Source organism: Streptococcus azizii (assembly GCF_001984715.1).
GTDB classification, from domain to species: domain Bacteria; phylum Bacillota; class Bacilli; order Lactobacillales; family Streptococcaceae; genus Streptococcus; species Streptococcus azizii.
The window spans coordinates 28,729-42,870 of record NZ_MSPR01000007.1 but is presented as its reverse complement, the minus strand read 5'-3'; the positions used below and the strand labels follow the sequence as shown (position 1 = coordinate 42,870).

Below are 14,142 nucleotides of genomic sequence, written 5' to 3'. Positions count from 1 at the left end.
TCACCTCGTGTTAACCGCCCTTTGTATCTTAATGTAAAAAATATCTACAAATTCAATGAAAGCCTTTACAATTTATTGTATTGAGGATATACTAGATAGGTGGAGCAAACGTTTGCATCAATATCGAATTTTAGGAGGTTTCTGAATGAAAAAGGAAACGATTGGCAGGGAGCGACAGCATTTTGGATTGCGCACCCTCAAATGTGGAACTGCTTCGATACTGTTATCGGCTAGTTTTTGTGCTTTGGGAAGTCAGGTTGTTCAAGCAGAAGAACCAGACGTAGGTACCCCAATCTTACAGGCAGAGTCTCCTGATCCTGTAGAAAATGCGGTAGAGAAGGAGGAGACAGTTGATAAAGGAAGTGCTTCTAATGACCAGCTAGGCTCAGACGATGGAGACGGACAGTCTGAAGAAGTAAGCTCTGCTCCTGCTTTTCGTGCAGCGCCTGTAGAGGAAAAGGACGAGATAAAAGCTGGCTTTATCCGTCTGCATTTCAAGAAACTTCCTTCAGATGACCTTGCTAGCCTTGGCCTATGGACTTGGGATGATGTGGAAAAGCCTTCTGCTCAAAATGGTAGCTGGCCAATGGGGGCAACGAACTTTTCAGCAGCGAAAGCGGATCATTATGGCTATTATCTTGATGTTCCGCTTTCTACAGCCAAGCGCGAAAAAATCAGTTTTTTAATCAATAATACATCGGGACAAAATCTAACGGGAGATAAAACAGTTGATTTGATTAGTCCCCAGATGAATGAAATCTGGCTAGATGAAGAGTATAATACCTATCTTTATGAACCTATCGCGGAAGGCATGGTGCGTATCAATTATCTGCGTTCGGATAACAACTACGATCGTAAGTCCTTGTGGTTATGGGGAGATGTTGAAAGCCCTACGACCAACTGGCCAGATGGTCTTGATTTTGAAAAACAAGGCAAATTTGGTGCTTACCTTGATGTGAAGTTGACTGATCTAGCTAAAACCATTGGCTTCCTGCTGCTAGACGAAAGCAAATCAGGGGATGATGTGAAAATTCAGCCCAACGATTATAAGTTTACAGACTTGAAAAAGTATCGTCAGATTTTTTTGCGAGATGCGGACCCAATGATTTATACGAATCCTTATTTTATCAATGATGTCCGAATGAAGGGAGCACAGCAGATTAGTTTAACGGAAATTGAAGCGACCTTTACCACTTTAGAAAATGTGACAAAAGAGGAGATTTTACAGAATTTGCAGGTGAAAAACAAGGACAATCAGGCAGTTGAAATAAAGGACATTGTCCTAGATAAAGATGCGAAAAAAATTCTAATCCAAGGGGACTTCGGTGGCAATCAAGCTCCCTACACAGTGAGATATGGAAGCGAGCAATTTACGACAGGTATGAATTGGCAACTGAAAGATCACTTGTATCAGTATGATGGTGAGCTGGGAGCGCGTGTGACCGAAAATGGTCAAAAAGTGGCCGTTACCTTATGGTCACCAAGTGCAGACGAGGTGTCAGTAGTAGTCTATGATAAAAAGGATCAAAGTAAGGTTATAGGTAAGGTAGCCATGAACAGAGGGGACAAGGGAAGCTGGCATGCAGACCTGTCGTCTAGTAGCGGTTTAGGCATCACGGATTACCGTGGCTATTATTACCACTATGAAATCAAACGGGGAGATCAGTCTGTATTAACACTGGATCCTTATGCGAAATCACTAGCAGCTTGGAATAGCGATTTAGCAATGACTGACCCATCCTATAAGGTTGCCAAGGCAGCCTTTGTCAATCCATCCGAAGTAGGACCAAAAGACTTGGATTATGCCACTATTCCTGGCTTTAAAGATCGAAAAGACGCTGTGATATATGAGGCTCATGTTCGTGATTTTACCTCCGATAAGGCGATTGCAGGTGACTTGAAGTCTCAATTTGGAACATTTTCAGCCTTTGTAGAGAAGTTGGATTATCTAAAAGAATTGGGTGTGACCCATATTCAGTTGCTACCTGTTTTGAGTTATTACTATGTCAATGAACTAAAAAATGGGGAGCGGATGGACGACTACGCTTCTAGCAATAGCAATTATAACTGGGGCTATGACCCGCAGAACTATTTCTCTCTAACAGGTATGTATGCGACGGATCCAAGCAATCCGAATGCCCGCATAGAAGAATTTAAGGAACTTGTCCATGAAATTCATAAGCGAGGGATGGGGGTTATTTTAGATGTTGTGTATAACCACACAGCTAAAACCGATATATTCGAGGACCTAGAACCGAATTATTATCACTTTATGGATGCAGACGGTACGCCTCGGACTAGCTATGGCGGTGGTCGCTTGGGAACGACTCACCACATGAGTCGTCGTGTCTTGGTCGATTCGATTAAGTATTTGACAGAGGAATATAAGGTGGATGGCTTCCGCTTTGACTTAATGGGAGATCATGATGCAGAAACCATTCAAACAGCCTATGATGAAGCGAGAAAGCTCAATCCGAATCTCGTGATGCTGGGAGAAGGCTGGGCGACCTATTCAGGTGATGAAAACAAGCCTGTTCAACCTGCTGACCAGTCTTGGATGAAGTCTACCAATTCTGCTGCTGTATTTTCAGACGATATTAGAAATACGCTAAAATCGGGTTATCCTAATGAAGGTACTCCAGCCTTTATTACAAATGGAAAGCAGAGTATCGACAAAGTCTTTCGCAATATCAAGGCGCAACCGACGAACTTTGAAGCAGATGATCCAGGCGATGTCATCCAGTACATCGCAGCTCATGATAATTTACCATTAGCAGATATTATTGCTCAATCCATTAAAAAAGATCCTGCTAAGCCAGAAAATGAAGCGGAAATCCATCGTCGTCTGCGCTTAGGTAATCTGATGATTTTGACCTCTCAAGGAACTCCCTTCATCCATTCGGGACAGGAGTATGGTCGAACGAAGCAATTCCGCCATCCCGACTATCGCACCCCTGTCTCAGACGATAAGGTGCCAAACAAGTCTCACCTTTTGACCAATGAAGACGGTAGCCCGTTTGAGTATCCTTATTTTATCCATGATTCCTATGATTCGAGCGATGCGGTCAATCATTTTGACTGGAGTAAGGCAACAGACAGTCTTACTCATCCCGAACATGCAAAGAGCCGTGCGTATACGGCGGGGCTGATCGCTCTTCGTAAGTCTACCGACGCTTTCAAATTGTCCTCTAAGGAAGAGGTAGAAAAGCGTGTCAGATTGCTCACAACACCTGGTCAAGATGGTGTTGAACATGATGATTTGGTTCTTGGTTATCAAGTGCTTGCAAGTAACGATGATGTTTATCTAGTCTTTGTCAATGCAGATACTAAGGAACGTAGGTTTAAGGCAGGTCAATCTTTAAAGAATGCAAAGGTATTAGTCGATGGTCAAACGGCAGGTACAGAGGCGATTCAAGCACCTGACGGTGTAAGAGTGACAGAAGATGAGGTGACCCTTGCTCCGTTGACGGCCACTGTTCTACGGATTGCAAAAGAAGAGGTTATCCCACAAATAGGTGGAGAGATAAAGGGGTCGGTGATTATTAAGTACAAAGATGTCAACGATCGTATTCTAAAGGACAATGCCCTCGTTCATTATAATGCCGCAGTAGGGACTGCCTACGATGCTGAGCAATCAGAACATAAGTTGCAGACCATCGTCGGATATGATAAAAAGACCTATACTTTGGCAGCAGCAGGCCACTACACGGTGGGCGAGGTGGATGACAGGGGACATTTGGTAACATCGGCACCTACGAGCGGTGTCGTGAAAGGGAATACAACCTTAATTGTGACCTATGTTTACAAAGAGGTTGATAGCCCAAGTGAGCCACAACCAGCGCCAGAGACAGACGCTGATAAAACTAGCCCGACTGTTTCGCGCGTCACTAAGCCAGAAGGAGAGCTAAGCGAATCTGATATTTTAGGTGCAGTAACAGATGTGGGTCAAGGAAGTGTCAGCCTTGCTCCAGATACAGAATTGCCAACGAAGGCAGGTGAATATGAAATACCTATTCTTGTGACCTATCCTGATAAGAGTACGGATGCCTTGGTCGTTCCTGTTACCCTTACTCCTAAGACAGGTACTCAGCAAACACCACCAGTCAGTCCTCCTCAGACTTCCAGCAGTTCAACAGCTCCAAAGGCAGGTGATGCATCAAGCCAGCAAGAGGAATCAAACTCTGCAAGTGGGAAGAATCGGAAAGTCTTGCCTAAAGCAGGTGAGGAGCGGTCAATAACTTCTCTCTATCTGGGTCTCCTGTCTCTTATATCGGGTATGGCCTTCCTTAGGAAAAATAAAAAGAGTGAATAATCCCTTCTGCTACTCACAGAAAAAGTAAGGCTAGATGAGCTTTCACTACTGAGAATTGTGCAAGACGAGAGATGAAGCTAATCCAGTCTTTGGTTTTTAATACTCTTTAAAAATCAAAAGGATACTTCGTCAACTCACCTCGGTGAGTGAAAAGCTCCAGTGGAGGTTTTCACTCGTCAGATTTCCTATTTTCGCTTTGAGTTCTTAACGGGCTTTGTATCTTATGGAATTGAGTTCGGACTAAGGTCTGTGTGAAAAAGATAGTTCTTCCTAGCTTCAAAGGTATGGTATACCTTTGAAGGCGGGAAATAGAAGTTTGCCTTAGCAAACTCTCAGCAACCCTCTGCGTCAGAATTCCTATTTTCACTTAGACCTTCTAATGTCCTCACATCTTATGGAATTGAGTTCGGACTAAAAATGTGAGAAAAAAGATAGAAATAGTCAGGGGAGTAAAATAATCCAGTGGATTATTTTAGCCCGAACCTAGAAATTAAAAAGTGAGGGAATTTGTTACTGAGCCTAAAAACGAAAGAGCGAGGTTAATTAGGTGTTCAAACGTTTCTTCGTCAAATTTTCTATTTCCTAGCTCAGGCTTCTGTGGTCACTTTCTTGTTTTTAGGTGACCGTTGAAACAGTTCCCCGAACTGTTTCAATCCTATTTTCGCTTTGCTCGCTTCAACAGTCTAGGGATAGACTGTTGAAGGTTGGAAATAAAACGAGTGGAACTCGTGTCAAGCAGTCTAGGGATAGACTGTTGAAGGTTGGAAATAAAACGAGTGCAACTCGTGTCAACCAGTCTAGGGATAGACTGTTGAAGGTTGGAAATAGAACGAGTGCAACTCGTGTCAAACGCACTTTGTATCTTGTGTAACTGAACACGGGCTACGAGCTGTGCAAAAAAGATAGGCAGCTGTTTCGGCTTTAGCTGATTACAGCTGAGAATCCCTTTGGGATAGTTTTTCCTAGAACTTGAAGTTCTGCGTCAAAACTCCTATTTTTGCTTAGCTCGCTTAACGCCCTTTGTATCTTAGTTTACTTTTGATTTTTATTGAGTATAAAGTGGATGTACGAATCAGTCGATACCGACAAAATAGGTAGCGAACGAAGGGAACTTTTATTGTGTAGTAACGCTATTTCTCTCCCTAGTGGTACTCCAGACAATCATTATGTGATTGTCTAGAACGGGATTTATGACGAAAACATCTCTGAAACCTAATTGTTTCAGAGATGTTTTGTTACTATTGAAGATTCAATCTATTGCTCATGATGTAGTAGGTACCGAAGTAGTAGCCGATGGAGAGGAGGATGGATAGGCTGATAGTAAAGAGACTATATGTATTTAAAGGTGTGTAAGCATCCCCTCCCATAGATAAGAGGATTATGAAGCTGAAGATACCTTGTGCAAAATTGATGGCAAAATAGAATACAATAGCGAGTAAGGTACGGTGGTCTTTGAATAGCTGACCGAGTGAAATAGCAAAGTAAATTAAGAGAATAGAATTTACAGTGTCTGCGATGAGTCCTACTGCATAGTAAAAAATAAGGTTTGTTTCTGCTAGCTGTTGGAAAGCCTTACTCATTTCTTGTAGCATCTCTCCTGTTACTTCATTCATGACTGGAGCGATGGTGATGGAGAAGATGATAAGGAGACAGATGATCGTAGCAATACTAGATAAGAGACTCCAGATAAAGCCAGCCGTTAATTTACTGAGAATAATCTGGTGGTTGGTAACTGGAAGAGTCATTGTCAAGTAGCCCTGACGACCGTAGACATTCTTTCTGAAACGGTTGACAATGAGAAAGAGGGTGGAGAGGAGGAGACCTACAAGAATGATTGCAAAGCTACTAAGGATTGCAATCAATAGGACACCTTCAACAGTGCTGGCTGAAGTTACTCCAGTTAGTGAAGAAGCTGGACGTGTAGTGAAGTCTTGTAGCCAGAACCCAATGATGACAGAGAGTGAGATAGCTGCGGCATAGAGTCCCAAATACCATTTTCCGACAGCTTTAAATTCATATTTTAATAATTTTCCAAACATAAACATCTCCTTTATTAAGCCTTAAACTCACGGCGGAAAAGTTCGTCAATGGATTCTCCGCTTTCAATCCGCAAATCATCGACATCACTGTGGCGCACAACACTACCATATTGGAGGAAGATGACTTCATCAAGAATCTGTTCGACATCTGAAATCAAGTGGGTCGAAATCAGTACAGAAGAGGTAGGGGAATAGTTGTTGATAATTGTCTGCAAGATATAGTCTCGGGCGGCAGGGTCCACTCCGCCGATCGGTTCGTCAAGGACATAGAGGAGGGCCTGTCGACTCATGACCAAAATCAACTGTATCTTTTCTTTATTTCCTTTTGATAGATGTTTGATACGGCTATTGAGATCGATGTTGAGATCTTGGAGGAGGTGGAGAGCACGCGCCTCGTCAAAATCAGCGTAAAAGTCTTTGAATAATTCAATAGCTTCAATGATTCGTATGTGTTCATCTAGATAAGTCGTATCTGGTAAATAGGACACGATTTGTTTCGTTTCTAAAGATGGCCGATGACCATTGATTAAAATCTGACCGTATTCCGGCTGGAGCAGACCATTGAGCAATTTAATCAAGGTAGTCTTACCAGAACCATTTGGTCCTAGTAGGCCAATGATTTTTCCAGCAGATAGTTTGAGGTTGATATTGTTTAAGGCGATCAATCCACCGTATGATTTTGATACTTGCTGGATGTCAACGAGTGTAACATTCTTTTCCATATCCTTATTCTCCTTTTAGATAGTGTTCTAATTGCTGAATGAGTTCCTCTTGCTCAAATCCCAGATTTAACATACTGGTCACAAAGTTCTCCAACTTATCTTTAGCTAGACTGATACGGGTCTGTTGAATGAGTTCAAGATCGTCTGTTACGAAACGTCCTGTCGTGCGGACCGAGTAAACAAAGCCTTCACTTTCAAGATCGGACAGGGCGCGCTGGACAGTATTGGGATTGACACCAGCGATTTCTGCTAACTCACGCACAGTCGGCAGTTTGTCTCCAGAATTGAGCTGATGCGTCACAATTTTCAGCTTAATGGTATTGGCAATCTGAATATAGATGGGGAAGTTATTATCGAATTTCCAAGCCATGATAGCTCCTTTCAATAGATGGTGTGAGATGGCAAATCTTAGCCTCCATCCTGTATCTTTGTCTTATATATATAATACAACTTTTATTTGAAGATTGCAAGTATTATTTTCGTATTGCAGGATAAAAAATCTATTCAGACTCTTTGCAAAGCAAAGGATATTGGGTCGATTCAAGGAAAGTATGATTATAACATAAGGAATTTGCAGAAACTAGGTTGTTTCAGCAGTCTGATTCTGCCCTGCTCCATACCGTCTGTAAGTTCTTAAAAGTCAGCAGTAGCAAGGCCAGTATTTTTGGTGTATAATAGTAGATGATATAGTACTTTAGTTTTCATACTCTTTAAAAATCAACAGGATACTTCCTCAACTTTTCACTCGTCGGATTTCCTATTTTCACTTTGAGTTTTTTACGGGCTTTGTATCTTACTAATTTTGATTTTTATTGAGTATAAGGCAGAGACTCACAAGTGAGGGATAAAACTCCAAAGGAGTGCTCAGGTTGTAGACAAAGTATCTCTGAGAAAATTTGTCAATGTCAATATCGAAGGATAGTATCAGTGCTCTTATCTCTTCGTGAAAAGGCGAGCGAAGCGAGCTCATAACCGCTACTTTACGCCGTAGCAAAAAACACCAGAAACGTTATGTTTCTGGTGTTCGGAGATTTTGAGACTTAGGCTCAAAATCTAGGCATGAAATCCCGTAGGGAGTTGCTGCCGTCCGTGCTACCTAAGTAAAGTATCATAATAAAATAATCGTTTTGAAGAAAATAAACTTTTTCTTCAGTCTAAGCACTCCAAAGGAGTGCTTGCGTCCCCGCTGCCTGAGAGGAATGACAGAAGGTATGAAATGTAGGATAAAAGATGATAACAACAGGGAATGATAGAAGGAAAATGAGGTGATATATGCTAGCACAATTAGATACTAAAACCGTCTATAGTTTCATGGATAGTATGATGACCATCGAGCGCTATGTCGCGCGTGCTAAGGACATGGGCTATACACATCTAGGCATCATGGATCGCGATAATCTCTATGCAGCCTATTCTTTTATGGAGGCTTGTGAGAAAGCAGGTATTCAGCCGATTATTGGCTGTGAGATGGAGTTATCTATTTCACCGGATGAAACCTTACTATTTCAGTTCGTTGCAAGAGATACAGAAGGGTATCAAAATCTCCTAAAAATCTCAACGGCAAGGATGATGGGGCAAAGAGAATTTGAGAGTATCCGCCCATATCTAGCAGGTATTGCAGTCATTATTCCCTATTTTGATGGGATTGAGGACTGTGATGTAGGGATTGATTTTTACATCGGAGTATGCGCGACAACGCCAGCATTGAAGACCAGTCGTCCCCTGATTCCCTTACATACAGTCAGGTACTTTGAAGAAGGTCAAGTCGAAGTTTTGCAGGTTCTCCATGCGATTCAAGAAAACGTCCCCCTCAACCAAGTGTCACACATTATCCATAACCAGGCCCTGCTAAGTCCAGAAAGTCTGATGGGCATTTTTAAGCAGCGTTTTCCAGAAGCTCTTCAGGAGTTGGAGCACTTGGTCTCTGGCATTTCCTACGAACTAGATAAAGAGTTGAAATTACCTCGCTTTAATCGCAAACGCTTGGCGGTGGAAGAATTACGTGAAAAGGCAGAAGAGGGGCTTCGGAGTAGGAAATTGACGGACCCAGCTTATCAGGAACGTTTGGAGCGGGAATTAGCGGTCATTCATCAAATGGGCTTTGATGACTATTTTTTAATCGTTTGGGACTTGTTGCGCTTCGGTCGTAGCCAGGGCTACTATATGGGTATGGGGCGTGGTTCTGCAGTGGGAAGTCTCGTTGCCTATGCCCTTTACATTACAGGAATCGATCCAGTCAAGCATGACTTACTCTTTGAGCGTTTTTTAAATGTTGAGCGCTATAGCATGCCTGATATTGATATTGATATTCCAGACATTCACCGTGGGGATTTTATCCGCTATGTACGAGAGCGCTATGGGACGTTTCACGCAGCACAGATTGTGACCTATTCGACCTTTGGAGCCAAGCAGGCCTTGCGAGATGTCTTGAAGCGCTATGGAACACCAGAGTACGAAGTTAGTGCCATCACGAAGAAGATTTCTTTTCGCGATACGTTGGGAACAGCCTATGAGCGAAATGCTTCTTTTCGTCAGATCATCAATAGTAAAATTGAATATCAAAAAGCCTATGCCATTTCCTGTCAGATTGAGGGACAGCCACGACAGACCTCTATCCATGCAGCAGGAGTTGTCATGAGCGATCAGGAACTGACAGATACCATCCCCTTAAAGGCAGGGGAAGATATGCTGATTACCCAGTATGATGCTCATGCAGTTGAAGCTAACGGTCTTTTAAAAATGGACTTTCTCGGACTACGTAATCTGACCTTCGTACAGAAAATGGCGGCAGCTGTTGAGGAAAAATATCGTCAAAAAATTGTGATTGCAGCGATTGATTTGGAAGATAAAAAGACCTTGGCTCTTTTTGCCAAGGGACAAACCAAGGGGATTTTCCAATTTGAGCAACCAGGGGCGATTCACTTACTGAAGCGCGTTCAACCTAGTCGTTTTGAAGAAATTGTGGCGACCACCAGTCTGAACCGTCCTGGAGCGAGTGATTATTCCGATAATTTTGTCAAACGCAAGCACGGTCAAGAAGCGGTTGATTTACTAGACGATTCGATTGCAGCGATTTTACAACCGACTTATGGCATTATGCTCTATCAGGAGCAGGTCATGCAAATTGCGCAGCGCTTCGCAGGATTTACACTGGGGAAAGCCGACCTCTTGCGCCGTGCTATGTCCAAAAAAAATAAGGCGGAGATGCAGGGGATGGAAGCCGATTTTCTGGCAGGAGCTCTTCAAAATGGGCATGATGAAGATAAGGCAAAAGCCATCTTTGGTATGATGGCAAAATTTGCCGGTTATGGTTTCAATCGCAGTCATGCCTATGCTTATTCGGCTCTCGCCTTTCAACTCGCCTATTTTAAGGCCCATTATCCGGATGTCTTTTTTGACATTATGCTGAATTATTCAAGCAGTGATTATATATCCGATGCCCTACAATTCGATTTTCAGGTGGCACCGCTAACCGTCAATAACGTTCCTTACCATGATAAGTTTGACGAGAAGAAGATTTTTATGGGCTTAAAAAATATCAAGGGCCTCCCCAAGGACTTGGCCTTTTGGATGATTGAAGAGCGACCCTTTAAGAGTGTGGAGGATTTCATCCTGCGCTTGCCTTCTCAATTTAAAAAGCAAGAGACTTTGAAACCCTTGATTGAACTCGGTTTGTTTGATATTTTTGAACCCAATCGAAAGAAAGTTTTACAAAATCTAGATCATCTCTTTGTCTTTGCTGATACCTTTGGAAACCTTTTTTCAGAAGAAACCTATAGTTGGATTGAAGTAGAAGACTATAGCGATAGTGAAAAATTTAGGCTAGAGCAAGCCATCATCGGGGTCGGCATCAGTCCCCATCCCTTGGTCTCCTTAGCCCAGTCCACGAGTAAGCCCCACACTGCATTTTCTGAATTGGTAGCTGGGAGTGTTGCGACTATTTTAGGGCAGATTCAGACGATTCGTGTGATTAGAACCAAGAAAACAGGACAGCAGATGGCTTTTGTCCAAGTGAGCGATACCAAGAAAAAACTTGATGTGACCCTGTTTCCAGAAATCTACCAGCGCTACCAGCCCCTCTTGGCAGAAGGAGAGATTTTTTATCTGACAGGTAAGATGCAAGAACGGGAGGGACGGCTGCAGATGGTGTTGGATAGGCTAGAGCAACCCAGTACGGAGAAATGTTGGATCTTGCTGGAAAACCGAGAGAATGACCAGCAGGTTGCTAGAATTTTGAGTGAGTATCCAGGGGCAATTCCGGTCATATTACACTATCAAGATAGCAACCAGACGGTGCAATTAGAACGGATATTTGTTGAAAAATCTCCCCACTTGCAAACTCGCTTACAGAAATTTTCAATGAAAACGGTTTTTCGGTAAAAAATAGCAAAAAGTCAAGCATGAAGCGGTTAAATGTGATATAATGGTACAGTTAAAAATGAAAAAAGGAGCATTAGTTAAATGAAACGTATTGCTGTTTTGACTAGTGGCGGTGATGCCCCTGGTATGAACGCTGCCGTGCGTGCGGTTGTTCGGAAAGCAATTTCAGAAGGAATGGAAGTCTTCGGGATTAACTATGGTTACGCTGGAATGGTAGCTGGAGACATCTTCCCGCTCACAAAAGAAGGTGTCAGTGGAATTTTGGGTACTGGTGGTACGATGCTGTATTCTGCCCGCTACCCAGAGTTTGCTCAATTAGAAGGTCAGTTAAAAGGGATTGAGCAATTAAAAAAACACGGTATTGAAGGCGTCGTAGTAATCGGTGGCGATGGTTCTTACCACGGTGCGATGCGCTTGACAGAGCATGGTTTTCCAGCGATCGGTGTACCAGGTACCATCGACAATGATATTCCAGGTACAGACTTCACAATCGGTTTTGATACGGCATGTATGACGGTGATGGATGCGGTTGATAAAATTCGTGATACAGCGATGAGCCACCACCGTACATTCGTCGTAGAAGTAATGGGGCGTCATGCAGGAGACATTGCTCTTTGGACAGGGATTGCTATCGGTGCTGATGAGATCATCGTTCCAGAAGAAGACTTTAAGATTGAAGACGTCGTTGCAAGCATTCAAAAGGGATACGAAAAAGGGAAGAACCACAATATTGTCATGCTTGCTGAGGGTGTCATGTCCGCTCATGATTTTGCGAAAAAATTAAAAGAAGCTGGCGACACGAGCGACCTTCGGGCGATTGAACTCGGTCATATCCAACGTGGAGGTCGTCCAACCGTCCGAGACCGTGTTCTAGCTTCACGTTTGGGAGCTTATGCTGTTGAGCTTCTGAAAGAAGGTTGTGGTGGTCTTGCTGTCGGTGTCCATAAAGATGAACTTGTTGCCCATCCAATTCTCGGTAGCAAAGAAGAGAATGCTCTATTTTGTCTAGGAGAAGATGGTAAGATTATCGTCAACAACCCACATAGAGGGGATGCTAAGTTAGCAGGACTGGCTCGGAGCTTGTCTCGTTACTAAATATCTATAACGGTTCGTATAAACTGGTTGCAAAAAAGGAGAAAAAACAAATCATGAATAAACGCGTAAAACTTGTTGCTACATTGGGTCCTGCGGTTGAAATCCGTGGTGGTAAAAAATTTGGTGAAGATGGATACTGGGGAGAAAAACTAGATGTTGAAGCATCTGCTCAGAAAATCGCTGAATTGATCAAAGAAGGGGCAAATGTATTCCGTTTTAACTTCTCACATGGTGATCACCAAGAGCAGGGAGAACGTATGGCAACAGTGCGTCGTGCAGAAGAAATCGCTGGTCAAAAAGTTGGTTTCTTACTTGACACCAAGGGTCCTGAAATCCGTACAGAATTGTTTGAAGATGACGCAAAAGAATATGAGTATACAACTGGTGAAACTCTTCGTGTTGCTACAAAACAAGGAATCAAGTCAACTCGTGAAGTGATTGCCTTGAATGTTGCAGGGGCTCTTGACATCTATGATGATGTTGAAGTTGGCAAGCAAATCCTTGTTGATGATGGAAAGCTGGGACTTCGTGTCTTTGCCAAAGACGATGAAAAACGTGAGTTTGAGGTAACAGTTGAAAATGACGGTGTCATTGCGAAACAAAAAGGTGTCAATATTCCGTACACTAAAATTCCTTTCCCAGCACTTGCTGACCGTGACAATGCAGATATCCGTTTTGGTCTTGAGCAAGGCTTGAACTTCATTGCGATTTCATTCGTTCGTACGGCAAAAGACGTAGAAGAAGTACGTGCTATCTGTGAAGAAACTGGCAATGGTCATGTGAAATTGTTTGCGAAAATCGAAAACCAACAAGGTATTGATAACATTGATGAAATCATCGATGCAGCAGATGGTATCATGATTGCCCGTGGTGATATGGGGATTGAGGTACCATTTGAAATGGTTCCAGTTTACCAAAAAATGATTATCACTAAGGTAAATGCAGCAGGTAAAGCAGTCATTACAGCAACAAACATGCTGGAAACAATGACTGAAAAACCACGTGCGACTCGCTCAGAGGTATCAGATGTATTCAATGCTGTTATTGATGGGACAGATGCTACCATGCTGTCAGGTGAATCAGCGAATGGTAAATACCCAGTTGAATCCGTTCGTACGATGGCGACTATTGCCAAAAATGCGCAAACTCTCTTAAACGAATATGGTCGTTTAGACGCAGAAAGTTTTAAACGTACAAGCAAGACAGAAGTTATCGCATCAGCTGTTCGTGACGCTTGTCATTCAATGAATATCAAATTAGTGGTAACGGTAACGGAAACTGGATTCTCAGCACGCTCCATCTCTAAGTACCGTCCAGATGCAGACATCTTGGCTGTAACCTTTACAGAAGAAGTTCAAAAATCATTGATGATTAACTGGGGGGTTATCCCAGTTGTGACGGATAAACCAGCTTCTACAGATGACATGTTTGAATTGGCAGAGCGCGAAGCAATCAAAGCAGGTCTTGTTCAATCTGGTGACAACATCGTTATCGTAGCAGGTGTGCCAGTTGGTGTCGCTGGTTCTACAAATACAATGCGTGTACGTACTGTAAAATAAAACCTAGTAAAAGCCTAGTGGAAACCACGATGGCT

General features: G+C 42.8%; 8 protein-coding genes. 5 read left to right on the top strand and 3 right to left on the bottom strand.

Going from position 1 to position 14,142, the window contains the following annotated elements:
* Nucleotides 1-145 precede the first annotated feature (145 nt).
* Nucleotides 146-4,312 (top strand): pullulanase, encoded by a 4,167-nt coding sequence (locus BVE84_RS04690; RefSeq protein ID WP_076995910.1) that lies wholly within the window; start codon nucleotides 146-148, stop codon nucleotides 4,310-4,312.
* 697 nt (nucleotides 4,313-5,009) lie between these two features.
* A complete protein-coding gene (locus BVE84_RS10850) occupies nucleotides 5,010-5,183 on the top strand; it encodes a hypothetical protein (protein ID WP_158072000.1) in 174 nt (57 codons plus the stop codon).
* A 367-nt stretch (nucleotides 5,184-5,550) separates the two neighbouring features.
* On the opposite strand, the gene BVE84_RS04685 is transcribed toward BVE84_RS10850, so the two are convergent.
* Genes BVE84_RS04685 through BVE84_RS04675 form a run of 3 tightly spaced genes read right to left on the bottom strand, consistent with a single transcriptional unit; the run spans nucleotide 5,551 to nucleotide 7,443 of the window.
* Nucleotides 5,551-6,351, bottom strand: coding sequence for a hypothetical protein (locus tag BVE84_RS04685; RefSeq protein ID WP_076995909.1), 801 nt, complete (start codon nucleotides 6,349-6,351; stop codon nucleotides 5,551-5,553).
* A gap of 14 nt (nucleotides 6,352-6,365) precedes the next feature.
* Complete coding sequence (locus BVE84_RS04680; protein ID WP_076995908.1) at nucleotides 6,366-7,073, bottom strand: ABC transporter ATP-binding protein; 708 nt, start codon at nucleotides 7,071-7,073, stop codon at nucleotides 6,366-6,368.
* 4 nt (nucleotides 7,074-7,077) lie between these two features.
* On the bottom strand, nucleotides 7,078-7,443 hold the full coding sequence (locus tag BVE84_RS04675) for a GntR family transcriptional regulator (RefSeq protein ID WP_076995907.1): 366 nt from the start codon (nucleotides 7,441-7,443) through the stop codon (nucleotides 7,078-7,080).
* A gap of 902 nt (nucleotides 7,444-8,345) precedes the next feature.
* Here BVE84_RS04675 and BVE84_RS04670 point away from each other — a divergent pair.
* From BVE84_RS04670 to pyk, 3 genes are all read left to right on the top strand, one after another.
* Nucleotides 8,346-11,453, top strand: a complete 3,108-nt coding sequence (locus BVE84_RS04670; protein WP_076995906.1) for a DNA polymerase III subunit alpha — start codon at nucleotides 8,346-8,348, stop codon at nucleotides 11,451-11,453.
* Between the two features lie 81 nt (nucleotides 11,454-11,534).
* Nucleotides 11,535-12,548 carry a 6-phosphofructokinase gene (pfkA, locus tag BVE84_RS04665; RefSeq protein WP_076995905.1) on the top strand — a complete coding sequence of 338 codons (1,014 nt, stop codon included), beginning with the start codon at nucleotides 11,535-11,537 and terminating at the stop codon, nucleotides 12,546-12,548.
* Nucleotides 12,549-12,601: 53 nt separating this feature from the next.
* Entirely contained in the window at nucleotides 12,602-14,107 is a 1,506-nt protein-coding gene (gene pyk, locus BVE84_RS04660) for a pyruvate kinase (RefSeq protein WP_076995904.1), read from the top strand.
* Nucleotides 14,108-14,142: the final 35 nt, after the last annotated feature.